We start from the raw sequence: 19147 nt of genomic DNA, 5'->3' as shown, positions 1-19147 counted from the left end.
TTTTTTAAGTGCAGACAGATGTAAAATCATAAACAACATGGTAGGATAGACTTAGGAATATAAAGGAAAGAGGTTGCCTGATGTTTGCAATCATCTCTGCAGGAATTGCTCCCGGCATCGCGCTGTTAAGCTATTTTTATTTAAAAGATCAGTATGACAATGAACCTGTACATATGGTGCTTCGCTCGTTTTTTCTAGGGGTTGTTCTTGTATTTCCCACGATGTTTATCCAGTACGTGCTTGAAAAAGAGAATGTGGGAGGCGGAAGCTATTTCGTTTCTTTTTTATCGTCAGGGTTTTTGGAGGAATCGTTAAAATGGTTTATTCTGATGGTCAGTGTATATCCGCACGCCCATTTTGATGAGCATTATGACGGGATTGTGTACGGGGCAAGTGTATCCCTCGGTTTCGCAACCCTTGAGAATATTTTATACTTAATCGGCCACGGTGTGGAGCATGCATTCGTCAGAGCTCTGCTGCCTGTTTCATGTCATGCTTTGATAGGCGTTATTATGGGATTTTATCTTGGGAAAGCCCGTTTTTCCGCTGATAAGGCGCGTGTGAAGTGGCTTATTCTTTCTTTAGCTCTCCCGTCACTTTTGCATGGATCGTATGATTTTATTCTGACAGCCCTCAGCAATTGGATTTATTATATGTTTCCATTTATGTTATTTTTATGGTGGTTTGGTTTACGTAAAGCGAAAAAAGCCCGTTCCGTTAATATGATGCAAGTCTAGAAGCCGCACAGAAACCGTGCGGCTTTTTTGTGCTGATTTTTCATATGAGATTTTATGCTCTGAGGGATAACAAGGAAAGAGTGTATAAAATTAACCTCGTTACAGAAAATACGATTACACTTAAAAATTTGCAGTAGGAGGCTTGAAAAGATGAAGTCCAAAGGATCGATTATGGCATGTCTCATCCTTTTTTCCTTTACAATAACGACGTTTATCAATACTGAAACCATTTCTGCCTTTTCGAATCAAGTCATTCAAAGAGGGGCAACAGGGGATGATGTGGTCGAACTTCAGGCGCGTCTTCAATACAACGGATATTATAACGGAAAAATTGACGGGGTTTATGGATGGGGAACGTACTGGGCAGTTCGAAATTTTCAGGATCAATTCGGGTTAAAAGAGGTTGACGGCCTTGTAGGAGCTAAAACAAAGCAAACCTTAATATCTAAATCAAAATACTATCGTGAATATGTCATGGAACAGCTCAATAAAGGGAATACATTCACGCATTACGGAAAAATTCCGCTGAAGTATCAGACGAAACCGTCAAAAGCAGCAACACAAAAAGCTAGGCAGCAAGCGGAAGCGCGGCAGAAACAGCCTGCAGAAAAAACAACGCAGCAGCCTAAAGCAAATCAACAGCAAAACAATACACCTGCAAAAGCGAGAAAGCAGGATGCGGTAGCAGCTAACATGCCCGGCGGATTTTCCAACAATGATATCAGGCTGCTTTCTCAGGCGGTTTATGGCGAAGCCCGGGGCGAACCGTACGAGGGCCAGGTTGCGATTGCAGCAGTCATTTTGAACCGTTTGAACAGCCCTTTATTTCCAAATTCAGTGGCGGGAGTTATTTTTGAGCCGCTTGCCTTCACAGCAGTAGCAGACGGGCAAATTTACATGCAGCCGAATGAAACGGCCAGAGAAGCAGTGATGGATGCCATCAATGGCTGGGACCCATCAGAGGAAGCGCTGTACTACTTTAACCCGGATACAGCTACAAGTCCATGGATTTGGGGGCGTCCGCAGATTAAAAGAATCGGTAAACACATTTTCTGTGAGTAGCAGGACATGAGAAAGCATAAAAAGAGGTGTGATAAATGATCAGAGGAATTTTAATCGCCGTGCTCGGTATTGCAATTGTCGGTACAAGCTACTGGGGATACAAAGAGCACCAGGAAAAAGACGCAGTTCTTCTGCATGCTGAAAATAACTATCAGCGGGCGTTTCATGAACTTACCTATCAGATGGATCAGCTTCATGATAAAATCGGAACAACACTTGCTATGAACAGCCAAAAATCACTGTCACCTGCATTGATTGATGTGTGGAGGATTACATCTGAAGCACATAACAGTGTCAGTCAGCTGCCGCTTACATTAATGCCGTTTAACAAAACTGAGGAGCTCTTATCTAAGATCGGAGATTTCAGTTATAAAACGTCAGTCAGAGATTTAGACCAAAAGCCGCTTGATAAACAAGAGTATACATCATTAAATAAGCTATATCAGCAATCCGAAGATATACAAAATGAACTGCGTCATGTTCAGCACCTTGTCATGAGCAAAAACCTTCGCTGGATGGATGTAGAAATGGCGCTGGCTTCTGACGAAAAACAAAGTGATAATACGATTATCAACAGCTTTAAAACGGTCGAAAAAAATGTCGGTGCATTCTCCACTGGAACAGATCTCGGCCCGAGTTTCACCAGCACCAAAAAAGAAGAGAAAGGCTTCGGCCACCTGAAAGGAAAAGAAATTTCTGAACAGGAAGCCAAACAAATTGCTGAGCGCTTTGCTCCGGATGACAATTATTCAATTAAAGTGGTAAAGAGCGGTAAAAAAACCAATCGCGATGTATATAGCATCAGCATGAAAGACCCGGACCATAAAGCAGCAATTTATATGGATATCACCAAAAAGGGCGGGCATCCGGTATATTTGATCCAAAACAGAGAAGTGAAAAATCAGAAAATCAGTTTGAATGACGGATCGAACCGCGCACTCGCCTTTTTAAAGAAAAATGGATTTGAAACAGAGGATTTGGAAATTGATGAAAGTGCCCAATATGATAAAATCGGCGTCTTTTCATATGTTCCTGTTGAAAATAATATCCGGATGTACCCAGAGGCGATTCGCATGAAAGTGGCCTTAGATGACGGGGAGGTTGTCGGTTTTTCAGCAAGAGACTTTCTAACATCCCACAGAAAAAGAAACATAGCTAAGCCAGCCATTAGGGAAGAAGAAGCAAAATCTAAATTAAATAAAAATGTGCAAGTGAGAGAAACAAGGCTCGCTTTAATTACAAATGAAGTTGGCCAAGAAGTGTTGTGCTATGAAATGCTCGGCACCATTGAAAATGACACATTCAGAATGTATATAAATGCCAAAGATGGATCGGAAGAAAAGGTTGAAAAACTAAAAAATGCCGAACCTATATATAAAGACCTATAAAAAACGGGAGGAAAGGACTAAATGTCTTTTCCTTTTTTTCATTACATGATTTAATAAAAATGTGAGTTGTATATTGAATACGAAAGAGTGAAGTCAATGATAGAGATTGGGGAAAATGTACATTTAGAATATATAGAAGATCATGAAATAAAAAAGACAAAGAGTAAGGCAGTAAGCATCGAGAACAATGAGCTTTTGATTGCGTACCCTGTAGATGTACTTACGGGGCGTACTGTGATTTTACATAATGATATGGAAGTAACAGTAGAGTTTGTGGGCAAAGACGAAGTTCCTTACCGCTTTACAAGCCGCGTAAAAGGCAAAGTGAAGGACAAACTTCAAATGGTCTGTCTTGAAGTGCCTCCCCGTGAAAAAATGAAACGAATCCAGCGCCGCCAGTATGTAAGAATTGATGCGGTATTGGATGTGAAAATTCAGCCGGAAAATGAACAAGAGTTCCGCACACTTTCTTATAACATCAGTGCAGGCGGCATTGCCGTGATTTTAGCTGATCAACGTTCTTTTCAACCTGGGGAGTCATTGCGCCTTATCATCAGTCTTTCTGAAGAGGAAAACACTCGTCAAGTAGAAGCCCAAGCCGTTATCAGACGAGTCTTTGATGATCCGAAATCAGGGAAACGAAAAATGACTCTCGAGTATACTGGAATTGCAGCAGGTGACCAGCAGTTCCTGCTGCAATATTGCATCCGTCGCCAATTAAATAAGAGAAGAAAGGCACGGATGGAATAAACATCGGCAAACACTTCCATACTATTTGTGATGGAGGTGCTCCGATGAAAACATTTGAAAGGCTGTTGATCAAATTATTGTTCATCCAAGCCATCATTTTACTTGGTGTCCAGTTTCTTTTTCACTACCAGCATATTGAACCTTATGTATCAAAGGTGATTCAATACGAAGGGGTGGATAAAATGAAGGGGAACGATAGAATTGAAACCTTCAAGCACTAATTATTCATCAATTTTTCACCCTTTTTCATAAAGTTCGTGATACAATCCATAGAGGAGAAAAGAGCAAGGAGAGGAATTATGGAAAAGAAATTATCGATTGCAATCGACGGCCCGGCAGCCGCGGGGAAAAGCACTGTTGCCAAAATTGTGGCTGAGAAAAAATCGTACATATATATTGATACAGGAGCGATGTATCGGGCGATAACGTACGCGGCTTTGCAAGAAAACGTTGATCTGACAAATGAAGAAAAACTGGCTGAACTGCTAAAGCGAACAGACATTGAACTGATTACAACAAAAGAAGGACAAAAAGTGCTCGTTAACGGTACTGATGTTACCGAAGCTATTAGAACTGATGAAGTCAGCAACCAAGTTTCAATAGCGGCTAAGCACAGAAGCGTCAGAGAAGAAATGGTGAAGCGCCAGCAACAGCTTGGGGAAAAAGGCGGCGTCGTCATGGATGGACGTGATATCGGGACTCACGTGCTGCCGAATGCGGAAGTGAAAATTTTTCTTTTGGCATCTGTTGAGGAGAGAGCGAAACGCCGTTATGAAGAAAATGTGAAAAAAGGCTACGATGTCAACTATGAAACATTGATTGAGGAAATTGCAAGAAGAGACAAGCTTGATTCAGAGCGCGAAGTATCTCCGCTGCGCAAGGCAGAAGACGCTCTTGAAATCGACACAACATCTCTTTCAATTCAAGAGGTGGCTGAAAAAATCCTCGAGGCTGTGGAGCAAAAGTCCCGCTGATATGGCGAATGCCACTTTTTTTGAATTTTTCAACGAAGAAAGAATGTTATTGCTTGACAAACCTGTCCTTTTATTAGAAGTTAATACTAATAAAACTTTTTATTGATCATTCAAAAAACTTTTTTGGATGATTCTTTAATACATATTCGGCTAAAAGCGGGCATGTTATATGTTCAGCTTTCAAACCGTTTTAATTAAGCTGTGTAGGTTTGGACCAAGGAGGTTATTCAAATGACAGAGGAAATGAATCAAATTGATGTTCAAGTGCCAGAGGTTGGAGATGTGGTAAAAGGGATTGTGACAAAGGTAGAGGATAAGCATGTGGATGTTGAAATTATCAATGTCAAACAGTCCGGCATTATTCCAATCAGTGAATTATCTAGTCTTCATGTAGAGAAAGCATCGGATGTCGTAAAAGTAGACGATGAGCTTGACCTGAAAGTAACGAAAGTGGAAGACGATGCTTTGATTTTATCTAAACGTGCTGTTGATGCAGACCGCGCTTGGGAAGACCTTGAGAAAAAGTTTGAAACAAAAGAAGTGTTTGAAGCTGAAGTGAAAGATGTCGTGAAAGGCGGGCTTGTCGTTGATATCGGCGTTCGCGGCTTTATTCCGGCATCACTTGTTGAAGCGCATTTCGTTGAAGATTTCACTGACTATAAAGGAAAAACACTGTCTCTGCTCGTTGTAGAGCTTGACCGTGATAAAAACCGCGTGATCCTTTCACACCGTGCCGTTGTTGAAAGTGAACAAGCGAATAAAAAACAAGAACTTCTTCAGTCTCTTGAAGTTGGAAGTGTGCTTGATGGAAAAGTACAGCGTTTGACTGACTTTGGCGCGTTTGTTGATATCGGCGGTATCGACGGTCTTGTGCACATTTCACAGCTTTCCCACTCCCATGTAGAGAAACCGTCTGACGTTGTCGAAGAGGGACAGGAAGTGAAAGTGAAAGTATTATCGGTTGACCGTGATAATGAACGTATTTCATTATCAATCAAAGATACACTGCCTGGGCCATGGAGCCAAATCGGCGAGAAAGTGAAACCTGGCGATGTGCTTGAAGGAACCGTGCAGCGTCTTGTGAGCTTCGGGGCTTTTGTTGAAATCTTTCCAGGTGTTGAAGGTCTCGTTCATATTTCTCAAATTTCCAATAAACACATCGGCACGCCGCATGAAGTCCTTGAAGAAGGACAGACTGTAAAAGTGAAGGTTCTTGATGTGAATGAAAATGAGGAGCGCATTTCGTTAAGCATGCGTGAACTTGAAGAAGCGCCTAAAGCCGATCAGGAAGATTACCGTCAATATCAGGCGAAGGAAGAAACAAGCACTGGCTTCCAGCTTGGAGATCTGATTGGAGATAAGCTGAATAAACTAAAATAATTGGTGATAAACGTGACTCGAGCAGAACGGAAAAGACAACACATCAATCATGCCCTTTCCACCGGCCAAAAGCGGGAAACGGGGCTTGATGATATTACGTTTGTTCATGTCAGTCTGCCCGATCTTGCATTAGAACAAGTAGATATATCCACAAAAATCGGCGAACTTTCAAGCAGTTCGCCGATTTTTATCAATGCAATGACAGGCGGCGGCGGACAACTTACATATGAAATTAATAAATCGCTTGCGCGGGCGGCTTGTCAGGCTGGAATACCTCTTGCTGTCGGATCCCAAATGTCAGCGTTAAAAGATCCCTCAGAGCGTTTTTCGTACGAAATCGTTCGAAAGGAAAATCCTAACGGGGTGATTTTTGCCAACCTGGGAAGCGAGGCGACAGCTGATCAGGCAAAGGAAGCCGTTGAGATGATTGGAGCAGATGCGCTGCAAATTCATTTGAATGTAATTCAGGAAATTGTGATGCCTGAAGGGGACAGAAGCTTTAGCGGCGCTCTGAACCGCATTGAACAAATTTGCAGCCAAATCAGTGTGCCGGTCATTGTGAAAGAAGTCGGCTTCGGGATGAGCAAAGAGTCAGCAGGGAAGCTGTATGAAGCTGGTGCTGCAGCTGTTGATATTGGCGGTTACGGGGGGACAAATTTCTCGAAAATCGAAAATCTCCGAAGACAGCGGCAAATCACCTTTTTTAATTCATGGGGCATCTCGACAGCTGCAAGTTTGGCGGAAATCCGCTCTGCATTTCCCGCAAGCACAATGATTGCGTCCGGCGGCCTGCAGGATGCGCTTGACGTGGCAAAGGCAATTGCGCTAGGAGCATCCTGCACCGGAATGGCAGGACATTTTTTAAAAGCCCTGACTGACAGCGGGGAGGAAGGACTGTTTGAGGAGATTCAGTTCATTCTTGAGGAATTAAAAATGATTATGACCGTGCTGGGCGCCAGAACCATTGCTGATTTGCAAAAAGCGCCTCTCGTGATCAAAGGTGAAACCCATCACTGGCTTACAGAGAGAAGGATCGATACGTCCGGCTATAGTGTGCGATAAATGAAAAAGCCCAAAACCTTATGCGTTTTGGGCTTTTTGTTTTATGATTTTCGCTTTTTGAATCTTCCGTTTTGTTCAAGACTTGTCGCTCCGTCATAGTGAATAGACTGGTCACGGTCTGATTCGACTCTGCCAGAAGCTCTGAGTTTTTTCTCCTGTCTGTCTTTTCCCATAATCATGCTCCTTAATGTAAGATGAATTGTTTAAAAAAAGCGCTCGGGCTCCATACTGGGAGTATGGAGGAAGCAAAATGGAACAATTTTATTACTATTGGTCAATGTGGTTTCTGTGGATTCTGACAACCTTTATTTTTGAAAAGACGAAAAGGCGATTTGCCGTTTCTGTCTTTATTTTGACTAATATGATCCTAAGCATACATGACATCACTTTATCTTTTTCATTGAATGCTGCTTATATGATGTTTTTCATCTGCGGGTGTATTTATGCCGGGCATTTGGGGATGTATCGTTTTCGTTATCTCATGGTCTTTCTGACGCTAGTTGCCGGGTATGCGTTTGTTTATCTTTTTGCATTATATGATCCGGTTTGGTTCATTATAAAACCTGAGTGGGTTGCCGTTATATTAATAGTGCTTTTGACAGCTTCAGTTGAAAGGGATTTTGAGAAGCAGCTTACCTTGTTTGTGCTGGGGATGTGCCAAGGCGAACTGGTATATTCGTTTGTGATTCAGAAGTTGGCCGGGACTTTGGCTGTCGGCGGCTTTCAATGGTTGAGTGCGTGTTCTGCAGGCATGATATTGCTGTTTGGCATATTCAAATACGAACAGCTTGCAAGCCAGATTGGTCAAAAAAGCAAAAGATCAAACAAAGGAGCTACCAAAATGTCATGAGTGATTACATCTATCCGATTATTGCTGGGGTCATTGCCGGTGTCGCAACACGGCTTTATATGCTGAAAACGGACTATCGCCAGTACCCGACCTATGTTCATGGGAAAGTCATTCATATCGCACTAGGGCTGATAGCAGCCGGTTTAGGGGCGATTATTATGCCGGCGCTTTTGCAGGAGGAATTTACGGCCATCACATTTTTAACGTTGGCTGCGACGCAATTTAGAGATGTCCGAAACATGGAGCGGAACACGCTGACGCAAATGGATTCGTATGAGCTTGTCTCAAGAGGAAGCACATATATTGAGGGAATTGCCATTGCGTTTGAAAGCAGAAATTATATCGTGATCTTTACAGCGCTTTTGACAACCTCTGCGTATGTGTTTTTATCCATTTGGGCCGCAGTTGTAGCGGCTGTTGTTTGTTTTTTACTGGCAATGAAATTTATGTCGGGCAGTGTGTTGAAGGATATTGTAGACATCGAGTACATAAAGCCGCACTTTGACGGACCGGGACTGTTTGTTGATACTATTTATATGATGAATATTGGGCTTCCGGAGAAACAGGAGCTGATTTTAAAGCATGGCATGGGATTTATTTTAACGCCAAAAAACTTTAATTCAGCAGCGACGATTGCCAACTTAGGGCAGCGCCAGGCCATATTATTTGATGTTTCTAATGTGCTCGGGGTTTATCGGGACTCAGGCGAGCCGTCTCTGACACCTATTGCCAAACGGGATCTAAATGACGGGAGGGTGGCAGTCTTTGTTCTGCCGCAAATTCACCACCCCGAAACGGCTGTTCAGATTATCAGCAATGTTCCAACTTTAGAAAACGCGATCAGAATGCCGACGGAGTTTATCAAAAAACAGGATAAGGTGATAGGATGAGCGAGTCTCTCTCAAAAGTGATTTTGTCTGTGATCACGACGAACCGAAACCGGGCTGGGGGAGGAGCTCCCGTCTTTTTTTGCAATGACCAAAAGGAGATGGAGCTATTCGCTAAAAACCTTGAGGCAATCCTTGACGGAATAGCGCACAGAATCGGGGATGACGTATATTTGATCGTGAAACATTTTTAAGAATAGTTGTGATCCCAGTAAAAACTGATATAATAAATGAGTTAAGCCCTTCCTCTGAAGGGTTTCTTTTCATAAACGTGAATGAAATGATTTTAATTAACCGGTTGAAAATTTATGTAAAAATGAAAGCGGCTGGATCGAAAGGAAGGGTACTATGGGTAAACCTGTCGTAGCCATTGTCGGGAGACCAAATGTAGGAAAGTCCACAATCTTTAACCGGATTGCGGGAGAAAGAATTTCAATAGTAGAAGATACCCCTGGTGTGACAAGGGATCGGATATACAGCTCGGCTGAATGGCTGAATTATGATTTTAATTTGATTGATACTGGCGGTATTGATATCGGTGATGAACCGTTCTTAGCGCAGATTCGCCAGCAGGCTGAAATTGCCATGGATGAAGCGGACGTCATTATTTTTATGGTGAACGGCCGTGAAGGCGTCACAGCTGCTGATGAAGAAGTAGCAAAAATTTTGTACCGCACAAAAAAGCCTGTTGTTTTGGCAGTTAATAAACTGGATAACACAGAAATGAGAGCGAATATTTATGATTTTTATTCGCTTGGCTTTGGCGAGCCATATCCAATATCGGGAACACACGGACTCGGGCTGGGGGATTTGCTGGATGCTGTTGCAGAGCATTTTAAAAACATTCCTGAAACGAAATATGATGAGGAAGTTGTTCAATTTTGTTTGATCGGACGCCCGAATGTCGGAAAGTCCTCACTTGTGAATGCAATGCTCGGCGAAGAGCGCGTCATTGTCAGCAACGTGGCAGGAACGACGAGAGATGCGGTTGATACGTCATTTACGTACAACCAGCAGGAGTTTGTCATTGTCGATACTGCCGGTATGCGAAAAAAAGGAAAAGTCTATGAAACGACTGAAAAGTACAGTGTGCTGCGAGCGCTGAAAGCAATCGACCGCTCCGAAGTCGTTGCAGTTGTGCTGGATGGCGAAGAAGGGATTATTGAACAGGATAAGCGCATCGCCGGTTATGCACACGAAGCGGGCAAGGCTGTCGTGATTGTCGTAAACAAATGGGATGCTGTTGACAAAGATGAAAGCACGATGAAGGAATTTGAAGAAAATATCCGCGATCATTTTCAATTTCTTGATTATGCGCCAATTCTATTCATGTCAGCCTTAACGAAAAAACGGATTCATACGCTAATGCCTGCAATTATCAAGGCAAGCGAAAACCATTCACTTCGAGTTCAAACGAATGTTTTAAATGATGTCATCATGGATGCTGTGGCAATGAACCCAACGCCGACTCATAACGGTTCTCGTTTGAAAATTTATTATGCGACTCAAGTGTCAGTGAAGCCGCCAAGCTTCGTTGTGTTTGTAAACGATCCGGAATTGATGCATTTTTCGTACGAAAGGTTTTTAGAAAACCGAATCAGAGACGCATTCGGTTTTGAAGGGACACCAATCAAAATATTTGCAAGAGCTAGAAAATAAAAAGGTGTGAAGCAAATATGAAAAGAGTCACAATGCTCGGAGCGGGAAGCTGGGGGACGGCACTGGCTTTAGTGTTAGCTGATAATCATCACGATGTAACCATGTGGGGGCACCGTGCAGATTTGATTCATCAAATCAATGATCTGCATGAAAATAAGGATTATTTGCCGAACGTCAAGCTTCCTGAATCAATAGAGGCAACAACGGATATTGGAAAAGCTGTTTCGGATGCAGATTTCATAATCGTTGCGGTTCCGACAAAAGCGATTCGGGAAGTGCTGAGACAGGCTGTGCCTTTTATAACGAAAAAGGCAGTCTTTGTTCATGTCAGCAAGGGCATAGAGCCTGATTCGCTCCTGCGCATTTCTGAGATTATGGAAATTGAGCTCCCAAGCGGTGTCAGAAAAGATATTGTTGTCCTTTCCGGACCGAGCCATGCGGAAGAAGTGGGGCTGCGGCATCCGACGACCGTTACTTCATCTTCAAAAAGCATGCGGGCAGCAGAAGAGGTGCAGGATTTATTTATTAATCACAATTTCCGGGTATACACAAACCCTGACATTATCGGAGTTGAAATTGGCGGGGCATTAAAAAATATTATAGCCCTTGCCGCAGGAATTACAGATGGTTTAGGGTATGGCGACAATGCCAAGGCTGCTTTGATTACACGCGGGCTTGCCGAAATCGCGAGACTCGGAACGAAAATGGGCGGGAATCCCCTGACGTTTTCCGGATTGACAGGAGTAGGCGATCTGATTGTTACATGCACAAGTGTTCATTCAAGAAACTGGCGTGCCGGCAATCTGCTCGGAAAAGGGTACAAGCTTGAAGACGTTCTTGAAGAGATGGGAATGGTAGTCGAAGGCGTCCGCACGACAAAAGCGGCTTACCAGCTTTCGGAGAAATATGATGTGAAAATGCCGATAACAGAAGCCCTTCATCAAGTTTTATTCAACGGACAAAAGGTGGAAACGGCTGTTGAATCTTTAATGGCAAGAGGGAAGACCCACGAGATGGAGGATCTGGTAAATACGTTTGAAAATCAAGTGAAGTAAAAGTGTCAATCGTATGCAAGGACGCATATCTTAATTGAACGTAAGCCCGAAAAACAGAAGAACACCCAAGTCTGGGATCTCCTGAAACATTTTGCCGATTTAGGCAATAGAGGATGCATCTGTATGCCAAGTCGCATACTATAGCATCGAAGTCCAAGAGAGTGTTTCTTAAACGTGCAGGTGAATATAGTCAATTTGACTGAAGCGAAGGTCCCCCTCTTTGCTTCAGTTTTTTTGTTCTATCAAAGGATGGAAAAACTGGTTGATCTTTTCCGGCGCTGTATATTAAAATAAAATATAACGCTTACATCATACATATCGGGGAGGCGCAGGTCATTGAGTCTGGCATTGATGAAAATGTGGTTTGCACTTGGGTCCATGGGTCTGATGTTTCTGGCTGTTGCTTCCATCTATTTAAGCCGGTTTAAGTTCAAAAACCGTTTTTTGAAGATTGCTGTTTCGTCGTTCGCTTACATATGTATGCTCATATCTGGAATCATTGTGTTTGTCGTTGTATTCAGCGGCCCTGTCAATGAATAAAGCTGTAAAAGGAAGTGCTGTATGGGTAAACTGAAGTGCGCTATGATTTTTGCGGCAGTCGTGTTTTTATCGGGATGTTTATATCCAAATGAGCGGAAAAGCAGTGTACATGCCATTCCTTATCAGGATCAGCTGAAGCAGGTCCAGTCAGCTGTTGATGAATTTCAAAAGGCAAATGGAGGGCTGCTTCCCATTCAAACAAAAGATATGTCGACACCGCTATATCAAAAATATCCGATAGACTTTAACCGTTTAGCGCCTAGATATATGGCCGAACCCCCAAGCACGGCATATGAAAGCGGGGGAGACTATCAATACGTGCTTGTAGACGTAGAGAACGATCCAACTGTTAAATTGATTGACCTAAAAATGGCTGAAAAAATCCGCGATGTGAAATTACGCGTTCAAATGTACCGCCAGGAGCATCGATATCCGCCTTACAAGGATGTGCTATCACGCGATTTATTTACACTCGATGAGAAGAAGCTCGGGGATGGAAGCTCTCTTACTGTGACAAGCCCAATCTCAGGGAATTCCTTGCCGCTTATGATAGACGGAGACGGAGAAATATATGCTGATTACCGGACTGAGCTGGCTTCCTGCCTCAAAAAAAGCAACAAAACGTTTAAACCCGGATCTCAAATCCAGGATATGATTTGGCAAGAAACTCCCTTTGTCCCCGCGTTTTCTGTGAAATATACGGTAAATGACAAACAGGAACCTGTTTTTTTAGAAAATGATATGAAAAAGGAATGAACCTTTCTCCCTTGCATACAAATAGGGAGAAAGGTTTTTTTATACTTTAATAGATTGAGGCTGGGAAATTTTCTAAAGATGTCATATTGAAATAGGACAACGTCATACACATATAGTGTCCTGTGTTTGATTGAAAGAGCTTAATAAAATTGATAAGGATAGGAAGTCCGGGAGGGGATCACTTGGAAAAGGTCGATATTTTCAAGGATATCGCTGAACGAACAGGAGGCGATATATACTTAGGAGTCGTAGGTGCTGTCCGTACAGGAAAATCCACGTTTATTAAAAAATTTATGGAGCTTGTGGTGCTCCCGAATATCAGTAACGAAGCAGACCGGGCTCGTGCGCAGGATGAACTGCCGCAAAGCGCGGCCGGCAAAACGATTATGACTACAGAGCCTAAATTTGTTCCGAATCAGGCGATGTCTGTTCATGTATCAGACGGACTCGATGTCAATATAAGATTAGTAGATTGTGTAGGCTACACAGTGCCCGGCGCCAAAGGCTATGAAGATGAAAACGGGCCGCGGATGATTAATACGCCTTGGTACGAAGAACCGATCCCATTTCATGAGGCTGCTGAAATCGGCACGCGAAAAGTCATTCAAGAACACTCGACCATCGGTGTTGTCATTACAACAGACGGCACCATTGGAGATATTGCCAGAAGCGACTATATAGAGGCTGAAGAAAGAGTTATTGAAGAGCTGAAAGAGGTTGGCAAACCCTTTATTATGGTCATCAACTCAGTGAGGCCGTATCACCCGGAAACAGAAGCGATGCGCCAGGATTTAAGTGAAAAATATGATATCCCGGTTTTGGCCATGAGCGTGGAAAGCATGCGGGAATCAGATGTGCTGAGTGTGCTCAGAGAGGCCCTCTACGAGTTTCCGGTGCTTGAGGTAAATGTCAATCTCCCAAGCTGGGTAATGGTGCTGAAAGAAAACCATTGGCTGCGTGAAAGCTATCAGGAATCTGTGAAGGAAACCGTTAAGGATATTAAACGTCTCCGGGATGTAGACCGGGTTGTCGGCCAATTCAGCGAGTTTGAGTTCATTGAAAGTGCCGGGTTAGCCGGAATCGAGCTGGGCCAAGGGGTTGCTGAAATTGATTTGTACGCGCCGGACCATTTATATGACCAAATCCTGAAAGAAGTGGTGGGCGTTGAGATCAGAGGAAGAGACCACCTGCTTGAGCTCATGCAGGACTTTGCTCATGCGAAAACAGAATATGATCAAGTGTCCGATGCCTTAAAAATGGTTAAACAGACGGGATACGGAATTGCAGCGCCTGCTCTAACTGATATGAGCCTGGATGAGCCAGAAATTATACGGCAGGGCTCACGATTCGGTGTGAGGCTGAAAGCTGTCGCTCCGTCGATTCATATGATCAAAGTAGACGTCGAAAGCGAATTCGCGCCAATTATCGGAACGGAAAAACAAAGCGAAGAGCTTGTACGCTATTTAATGCAGGACTTTGAGGATGATCCGCTCTCCATCTGGAACTCCGATATCTTTGGAAGATCGCTGAGCTCAATTGTGAGAGAAGGGATTCAGGCAAAGCTGTCACTAATGCCTGAAAACGCCCGGTACAAATTAAAAGAAACATTAGAAAGAATTATAAACGAAGGCTCAGGCGGCTTAATCGCCATCATCCTGTAGTACCGAAAGACCTCTTTATAGAATGGGAGGTCTTTTTTCTTTGCTCTTAATAATGGAAAAGGATCAAGGAATAGGATGAAAAAAGGAAAAAAAGGAATATTTGTTCGATAAATCTCGTTAAATCCTTGACGAGCAAGGGATTGACGCTTTAAAATGCTTGATATGGCTTTTTATATGTGTTACTCTACATACAGAAATTCTTCACTTTGTTGGACAAACATTCCTCAAGGTGCAGTTTTTCTTAAAAGCCGTTTAATTGTCTTTCTCTTGCCTGCTCTGATTTTTTTCTGGGACAGGTTTAGAATCAGACTGAACTGTGAAGAAATGATAATAAACGAACTGAATGTATTCCTTTTGGGAGGAGGTGAAAGGCATGAACAAAACAGAACTTATCAATGCGGTTGCAGAAGCAAGCGAATTGTCTAAAAAAGACGCTACAAAAGCAGTTGACTCTGTTTTTGATACGATCTTAGATGCACTTAAAAACGGTGATAAAATCCAACTGATCGGTTTTGGTAACTTCGAGGTGCGTGAACGTTCTGCACGTAAAGGACGCAACCCTCAAACAGGTGAAGAAATCGAAATTCCAGCAAGCAAAGTACCTGCTTTCAAACCAGGTAAAGCGCTTAAAGACGCAGTTGCCGGAAAATAATTGTGAATATAGATCGTGTATGCATCTAGCTTACATACACTTTTATTTCTTCACAGAAAAGCCCCTTTCCAAGGGGCTTTTCATATTTCAAGAGCATGGGCTTCCTGACAGGGCATTCACTTTGCTTTTAGCGGGGCATGTGTGCTAGAATCGAAATTAAATGTATTCATTGGTGGAGGACATAGAACATGAAAGAAGTTAATAAAGAGCAAATCGAACAAGCTGTTCGTCAAATTTTAGAAGCGATCGGAGAAGACCCGAATAGAGAAGGGCTTCTTGATACTCCGAAAAGAGTCGCAAAGATGTATGCCGAAGTATTCTCCGGCTTGAATGAAGATCCAAAAGAACATTTCCAGACTATCTTCGGTGAAAACCATGAGGAGCTTGTTCTTGTAAAAGACATCGCGTTTCATTCTATGTGTGAGCATCACCTCGTTCCCTTTTATGGAAAAGCACACGTTGCATATATACCGCGAGGCGGAAAGGTCACAGGGCTCAGCAAACTGGCACGTGCCGTGGAAGCCGTTGCAAAGCGTCCGCAGCTTCAGGAACGCATTACTTCTACAATTGCCGAAAGCATCGTAGATACGCTTGACCCGCATGGCGTAATGGTAGTGGTTGAAGCAGAACATATGTGCATGACGATGCGCGGTGTAAGAAAACCAGGTGCAAAAACTGTCACTTCAGCAGTCAGAGGCGTTTTTAAGGATGATGCGGCTGCAAGGGCTGAAGTATTGGAACATATTAAACGCCAGGACTAATAAAGATAGAGGGTGCTATAAATGAACGAAAAGCATTCAAGTGATTTTGTTGTCATTAAAGCGGTTGAGGATGGAGTGAATGTGATTGGCCTGACGAGAGGAACAGACACAAAGTTTCACCATTCCGAAAAACTTGACAAGGGAGAAGTAATCATCGCTCAGTTTACAGAGCATACTTCTGCCATTAAAGTCAGAGGAGAGGCACTCATTCAAACCGCTTACGGAGAAATGAAAAGCGAAAAAAAATAAGCTGGCTGTCCCCGCTGTTAATAGCAAATGCTCGCAAACAGCGGGAGGATACAGCCAATTTCTTTTTTTTATGCTATAATGATACCTGCGTAAGTGAATGAAAAGATAAAACTCATACATAGATTAAGAAATAAATGTGAATTTGGGGACAAGGGTGATATTTTTGCAAGACATCTACGGAACTTTAGCCAATCTGAACACGAAATTAAAACAAAAGCTGTCTCATCCTTATTTAGCGAAACATATTTCTGCGCCAAAAATTGATGAGGATAAGCTTCTTCTTTTTCATGCTTTATTTGAGGAAGCTGACATAAAAAACAATGACAGAGAAAATTATATTGTAACAGCGATGCTTGTACAAAGCGCCCTTGATACCCATGATGAAGTGACGACAGCAAGAGTCATCAAACGAGACGAAAACAAAAACCGCCAATTGACTGTTCTCGCGGGCGATTATTTCAGCGGGCTGTACTACTCTCTGCTATCTGAAATGAAGGATATCTATATGATCCGGACGCTTGCTACAGCCATCAAAGAAATCAATGAACATAAAATTCGTCTCTATGACCGTTCTTTCAAGGATGAACACGATTTCTTTGAAAGTGTCGGCATCGTTGAATCTGCCTTATTCCATCGGGTGGCGGAACACTTCAACCTCCCGCGGTGGAAAAAGCTGTCGAGTGATTTTTTTGTATTTAAGCGGCTTATAAATGGAAATGATACATTTCTGGATGTGATCGGCAGTTTTATACAGCTGGGAAAAACAAAAGAAGAGATACTAGAAGATTGTTTTAAAAAAGCGAAAAACAGCATTGAGTCACTTTTGCCTCTAAATTCACCTATTCAGCATATTTTATTAAACCGCCTGAAGACAATCAGTCAAGATCAAACTTATCATCAGAAAGTGGAAGAAGGGTAAACCATTATGCAGGACTCAAAAGAACAGCGCGTACACGGAGTATTTGAAAAAATATATAAAAACTACGACCAAATGAACTCTGTCATCAGTTTTCAGCAGCATAAAAAATGGCGTGATAAAACGATGCGCATTATGGATGTAAAAGAAGGCGCCAAGGCACTTGATGTATGCTGCGGTACGGCTGACTGGACAATCGCTCTTGCTAAAGCAGCCGGCAAAAGCGGCGAGATCAAGGGATTGGATTTCAGTGAGAATATGCTGAGTGTCGGCCAGGAAAAAGTAAAAGACGGCGGTTTCAGCCAAATTGAATTGCTGCATGGAAATGCGATGGAGCTTCCTTTTGAAGATGATACGTTTGATTATGTCACGATCGGCTTCGGACTCCGCAATGTTCCTGATTACTTGACTGTACTGAAAGAGATGAGACGTGTGGTGAAGCCGGGCGGACAGGTGGTTTGTCTGGAAACGTCCCAGCCGGAAATGTTCGGATTCAGACAGGCTTACTTCATGTACTTTAAGTATATTATGCCGTTTTTCGGAAAACTGTTTGCGAAAAGCTATAAAGAATATTCATGGCTTCAAGAATCAGCCAGAGAGTTCCCTGGAATGAAGGAGCTGGCAGGCCTGTTTGAAGAGGCGGGCTTGAAAAATGTCCAATATCATTCGTTTACTGGCGGAGTCGCTGCCACGCATATCGGATGGAAATGAAAACACAGATGTTTGGGTGAATGATATGAAATTTAAAATGGCCTACTCTTTTTTAAATGACGATATAGATGTGATCGAAAGAGAACTTGAACAAACCGTACGTTCCGATTATCCGCTTTTAAGCGAGGCAGGTCTTCACCTGCTGCAGGCAGGAGGAAAGCGTATTCGGCCTGTCTTCGTGCTGCTTTCCGGTATGTTTGGCGATTACGATATTAATAAGATTAAATATGTCGCCGTCACTTTGGAGATGATTCACATGGCATCTTTGGTTCATGATGATGTCATTGACGATGCGGAACTTCGGAGAGGGAAGCCGACAATCAAAGCAAAGTGGGACAATCGCATTGCGATGTACACTGGAGATTATATGCTTGCGGGATCTCTAGAAATGATGACGAGAATTAACGAACCGAAAGCCCATAGGATTTTGTCACAAACCATTGTTGAAGTTTGTCTAGGGGAAATCGAGCAGATCAAAGACAAATACAACATGGAACAAAATCTCAGAACATATCTCCGCCGTATCAAAAGAAAAACGGCGCTTCTGATCGCGGTCAGCTGCCAGCTCGGTGCTATTGCCTCCGGAGCTGATGAAAAGATCCATAAGGCGCTTTACTGGTTTGGGTATTACGTCGGCATGTCTTATCAAATTATTGATGATATTCTAGATTTTACTTCAACTGAGGAAGAGCTGGGCAAACCGGTTGGAGGGGATTTGCTTCAAGGGAATGTCACATTGCCCGTGCTGTATGCCCTGAAAAATCCAGCATTAAAAAATCAGCTTAAATTGATAAACAGCGAGACAACGCAGGAACAGCTTGAACCGATCATTGAAGAAATCAAAAAAACAGATGCAATTGAAGCATCTATGGCAGTAAGCGAAATGTATCTTCAGAAAGCATTCCAGAAATTAAACACGCTTCCGAGAGGGCGTGCACGTTCGTCACTTGCAGCCATCGCAAAATATATCGGTAAAAGAAAATTTTAATTTTTGTAGATATTAAGAAATTTCTCCACCCCGGATTGATTAATTATCAGAAAGATGTTACGATTTCGGTGAGCAGTGTGAAAGCCTATACATACATAATGATGGGGTG

General features: G+C 42.8%; 23 protein-coding genes. 22 read left to right on the top strand and 1 reads right to left on the bottom strand.

Going from position 1 to position 19147, the window contains the following annotated elements:
* The first annotated feature begins 80 nt into the window (after nt 1–80).
* From prsW to fni, 8 genes are all read left to right on the top strand, one after another.
* On the top strand, nt 81–737 hold the full coding sequence (gene prsW, locus MOC09_RS06805) for a glutamic-type intramembrane protease PrsW (protein WP_268369986.1): 657 nt from the start codon (nt 81–83) through the stop codon (nt 735–737).
* A gap of 150 nt (nt 738–887) precedes the next feature.
* Nucleotides 888–1799: a spore cortex-lytic enzyme gene (gene sleB / locus MOC09_RS06800; protein WP_268359846.1), complete on the top strand. Its 912-nt coding sequence runs from the start codon at nt 888–890 to the stop codon at nt 1797–1799.
* Between the two features lie 35 nt (nt 1800–1834).
* Nucleotides 1835–3187 carry a germination protein YpeB gene (gene ypeB, locus MOC09_RS06795; protein WP_268359848.1) on the top strand — a complete coding sequence of 451 codons (1353 nt, stop codon included), beginning with the start codon at nt 1835–1837 and terminating at the stop codon, nt 3185–3187.
* 96 nt (nt 3188–3283) lie between these two features.
* Nucleotides 3284–3937 carry a flagellar brake domain-containing protein gene (locus MOC09_RS06790; RefSeq protein WP_268359849.1) on the top strand — a complete coding sequence of 218 codons (654 nt, stop codon included), beginning with the start codon at nt 3284–3286 and terminating at the stop codon, nt 3935–3937.
* A gap of 44 nt (nt 3938–3981) precedes the next feature.
* Nucleotides 3982–4158, top strand: a complete 177-nt coding sequence (locus MOC09_RS06785; protein ID WP_268359850.1) for a YpfB family protein — start codon at nt 3982–3984, stop codon at nt 4156–4158.
* 78 nt (nt 4159–4236) lie between these two features.
* A complete protein-coding gene (cmk, locus tag MOC09_RS06780; protein WP_268359851.1) occupies nt 4237–4911 on the top strand; it encodes a (d)CMP kinase in 675 nt (224 codons plus the stop codon).
* 231 nt (nt 4912–5142) lie between these two features.
* Entirely contained in the window at nt 5143–6291 is a 1149-nt protein-coding gene (rpsA, locus tag MOC09_RS06775) for a 30S ribosomal protein S1 (RefSeq protein ID WP_268359853.1), read from the top strand.
* 12 nt (nt 6292–6303) lie between these two features.
* Nucleotides 6304–7353: a type 2 isopentenyl-diphosphate Delta-isomerase gene (fni, locus tag MOC09_RS06770; RefSeq protein ID WP_268369984.1), complete on the top strand. Its 1050-nt coding sequence runs from the start codon at nt 6304–6306 to the stop codon at nt 7351–7353.
* Between the two features lie 41 nt (nt 7354–7394).
* On the opposite strand, the gene MOC09_RS06765 is transcribed toward fni, so the two are convergent.
* Nucleotides 7395–7526, bottom strand: a complete 132-nt coding sequence (locus MOC09_RS06765; protein ID WP_268359855.1) for a YpzI family protein — start codon at nt 7524–7526, stop codon at nt 7395–7397.
* 77 nt (nt 7527–7603) lie between these two features.
* Here MOC09_RS06765 and MOC09_RS06760 point away from each other — a divergent pair, with 77 nt between their 5' ends.
* From MOC09_RS06760 to hepT, 14 genes are all read left to right on the top strand, one after another.
* On the top strand, nt 7604–8203 hold the full coding sequence (locus MOC09_RS06760) for a hypothetical protein (RefSeq protein ID WP_268359856.1): 600 nt from the start codon (nt 7604–7606) through the stop codon (nt 8201–8203).
* Nucleotides 8200–9093, top strand: a complete 894-nt coding sequence (locus MOC09_RS06755; RefSeq protein WP_268359857.1) for a YIEGIA family protein — start codon at nt 8200–8202, stop codon at nt 9091–9093. The genes MOC09_RS06760 and MOC09_RS06755 overlap by 4 nt, the downstream gene beginning before the upstream one ends.
* Entirely contained in the window at nt 9090–9284 is a 195-nt protein-coding gene (locus MOC09_RS06750; RefSeq protein WP_268359858.1) for a capping complex subunit for YIEGIA, read from the top strand. Before MOC09_RS06755 ends, MOC09_RS06750 begins: the two co-directional genes overlap by 4 nt.
* Nucleotides 9285–9438: 154 nt before the next feature.
* Entirely contained in the window at nt 9439–10749 is a 1311-nt protein-coding gene (gene der / locus MOC09_RS06745) for a ribosome biogenesis GTPase Der (protein ID WP_268359859.1), read from the top strand.
* 17 nt (nt 10750–10766) lie between these two features.
* On the top strand, nt 10767–11804 hold the full coding sequence (locus MOC09_RS06740; RefSeq protein ID WP_268369982.1) for an NAD(P)H-dependent glycerol-3-phosphate dehydrogenase: 1038 nt from the start codon (nt 10767–10769) through the stop codon (nt 11802–11804).
* Between the two features lie 336 nt (nt 11805–12140).
* Nucleotides 12141–12344: a DUF2768 domain-containing protein gene (locus MOC09_RS06735; protein WP_268359861.1), complete on the top strand. Its 204-nt coding sequence runs from the start codon at nt 12141–12143 to the stop codon at nt 12342–12344.
* A 21-nt stretch (nt 12345–12365) separates the two neighbouring features.
* A complete protein-coding gene (locus MOC09_RS06730) occupies nt 12366–13100 on the top strand; it encodes a hypothetical protein (protein ID WP_268369980.1) in 735 nt (244 codons plus the stop codon).
* A gap of 182 nt (nt 13101–13282) precedes the next feature.
* Nucleotides 13283–14761, top strand: a complete 1479-nt coding sequence (gene spoIVA, locus MOC09_RS06725) for a stage IV sporulation protein A (protein ID WP_010330503.1) — start codon at nt 13283–13285, stop codon at nt 14759–14761.
* A 373-nt stretch (nt 14762–15134) separates the two neighbouring features.
* Complete coding sequence (hbs, locus tag MOC09_RS06720; protein WP_003153447.1) at nt 15135–15413, top strand: non-specific DNA-binding protein Hbs; 279 nt, start codon at nt 15135–15137, stop codon at nt 15411–15413.
* Between the two features lie 188 nt (nt 15414–15601).
* Nucleotides 15602–16174: a GTP cyclohydrolase I FolE gene (folE, locus tag MOC09_RS06715; protein WP_173614163.1), complete on the top strand. Its 573-nt coding sequence runs from the start codon at nt 15602–15604 to the stop codon at nt 16172–16174.
* Nucleotides 16175–16195: 21 nt separating this feature from the next.
* Nucleotides 16196–16423, top strand: coding sequence for a trp RNA-binding attenuation protein MtrB (gene mtrB / locus MOC09_RS06710; protein ID WP_003225517.1), 228 nt, complete (start codon nt 16196–16198; stop codon nt 16421–16423).
* A gap of 163 nt (nt 16424–16586) precedes the next feature.
* On the top strand, nt 16587–17342 hold the full coding sequence (hepS, locus tag MOC09_RS06705; protein WP_268359864.1) for a heptaprenyl diphosphate synthase component 1: 756 nt from the start codon (nt 16587–16589) through the stop codon (nt 17340–17342).
* A gap of 6 nt (nt 17343–17348) precedes the next feature.
* Nucleotides 17349–18050, top strand: a complete 702-nt coding sequence (gene menG, locus MOC09_RS06700) for a demethylmenaquinone methyltransferase (RefSeq protein WP_268359865.1) — start codon at nt 17349–17351, stop codon at nt 18048–18050.
* 25 nt (nt 18051–18075) lie between these two features.
* Nucleotides 18076–19038, top strand: a complete 963-nt coding sequence (hepT, locus tag MOC09_RS06695; protein WP_003246013.1) for a heptaprenyl diphosphate synthase component II — start codon at nt 18076–18078, stop codon at nt 19036–19038.
* Nucleotides 19039–19147: the final 109 nt, after the last annotated feature.

Source organism: Bacillus sp. N12A5 (assembly GCF_026790125.1).
In the GTDB taxonomy this organism is placed as follows: domain Bacteria; phylum Bacillota; class Bacilli; order Bacillales; family Bacillaceae; genus Bacillus.
Note: the sequence above shows the minus strand (reverse complement) of the source record. Positions and strands in the feature narration are given on the sequence as shown.

What these genes read in the sequence shown, in the direction of transcription:
- prsW (WP_268369986.1), top strand. Translation starts at nt 81, where the DNA reads ATGTTTGCAATCATCTCTGCAGGAATTGCTCCCGGCATCGCGCTGTTA.
- sleB (WP_268359846.1), top strand. Translation starts at nt 888, where the DNA reads ATGAAGTCCAAAGGATCGATTATGGCATGTCTCATCCTTTTTTCCTTT.
- ypeB (WP_268359848.1), top strand. Translation starts at nt 1,835, where the DNA reads ATGATCAGAGGAATTTTAATCGCCGTGCTCGGTATTGCAATTGTCGGT.
- MOC09_RS06790 (WP_268359849.1), top strand. Translation starts at nt 3,284, where the DNA reads ATGATAGAGATTGGGGAAAATGTACATTTAGAATATATAGAAGATCAT.
- MOC09_RS06785 (WP_268359850.1), top strand. Translation starts at nt 3,982, where the DNA reads ATGAAAACATTTGAAAGGCTGTTGATCAAATTATTGTTCATCCAAGCC.
- cmk (WP_268359851.1), top strand. Translation starts at nt 4,237, where the DNA reads ATGGAAAAGAAATTATCGATTGCAATCGACGGCCCGGCAGCCGCGGGG.
- rpsA (WP_268359853.1), top strand. Translation starts at nt 5,143, where the DNA reads ATGACAGAGGAAATGAATCAAATTGATGTTCAAGTGCCAGAGGTTGGA.
- MOC09_RS06765 (WP_268359855.1), bottom strand. Translation starts at nt 7,526, where the DNA reads ATGGGAAAAGACAGACAGGAGAAAAAACTCAGAGCTTCTGGCAGAGTC.
- MOC09_RS06760 (WP_268359856.1), top strand. Translation starts at nt 7,604, where the DNA reads ATGGAACAATTTTATTACTATTGGTCAATGTGGTTTCTGTGGATTCTG.
- MOC09_RS06755 (WP_268359857.1), top strand. Translation starts at nt 8,200, where the DNA reads ATGAGTGATTACATCTATCCGATTATTGCTGGGGTCATTGCCGGTGTC.
- MOC09_RS06750 (WP_268359858.1), top strand. Translation starts at nt 9,090, where the DNA reads ATGAGCGAGTCTCTCTCAAAAGTGATTTTGTCTGTGATCACGACGAAC.
- der (WP_268359859.1), top strand. Translation starts at nt 9,439, where the DNA reads ATGGGTAAACCTGTCGTAGCCATTGTCGGGAGACCAAATGTAGGAAAG.
- MOC09_RS06740 (WP_268369982.1), top strand. Translation starts at nt 10,767, where the DNA reads ATGAAAAGAGTCACAATGCTCGGAGCGGGAAGCTGGGGGACGGCACTG.
- MOC09_RS06730 (WP_268369980.1), top strand. Translation starts at nt 12,366, where the DNA reads ATGGGTAAACTGAAGTGCGCTATGATTTTTGCGGCAGTCGTGTTTTTA.
- hbs (WP_003153447.1), top strand. Translation starts at nt 15,135, where the DNA reads ATGAACAAAACAGAACTTATCAATGCGGTTGCAGAAGCAAGCGAATTG.
- folE (WP_173614163.1), top strand. Translation starts at nt 15,602, where the DNA reads ATGAAAGAAGTTAATAAAGAGCAAATCGAACAAGCTGTTCGTCAAATT.
- mtrB (WP_003225517.1), top strand. Translation starts at nt 16,196, where the DNA reads ATGAACGAAAAGCATTCAAGTGATTTTGTTGTCATTAAAGCGGTTGAG.
- menG (WP_268359865.1), top strand. Translation starts at nt 17,349, where the DNA reads ATGCAGGACTCAAAAGAACAGCGCGTACACGGAGTATTTGAAAAAATA.
- hepT (WP_003246013.1), top strand. Translation starts at nt 18,076, where the DNA reads ATGAAATTTAAAATGGCCTACTCTTTTTTAAATGACGATATAGATGTG.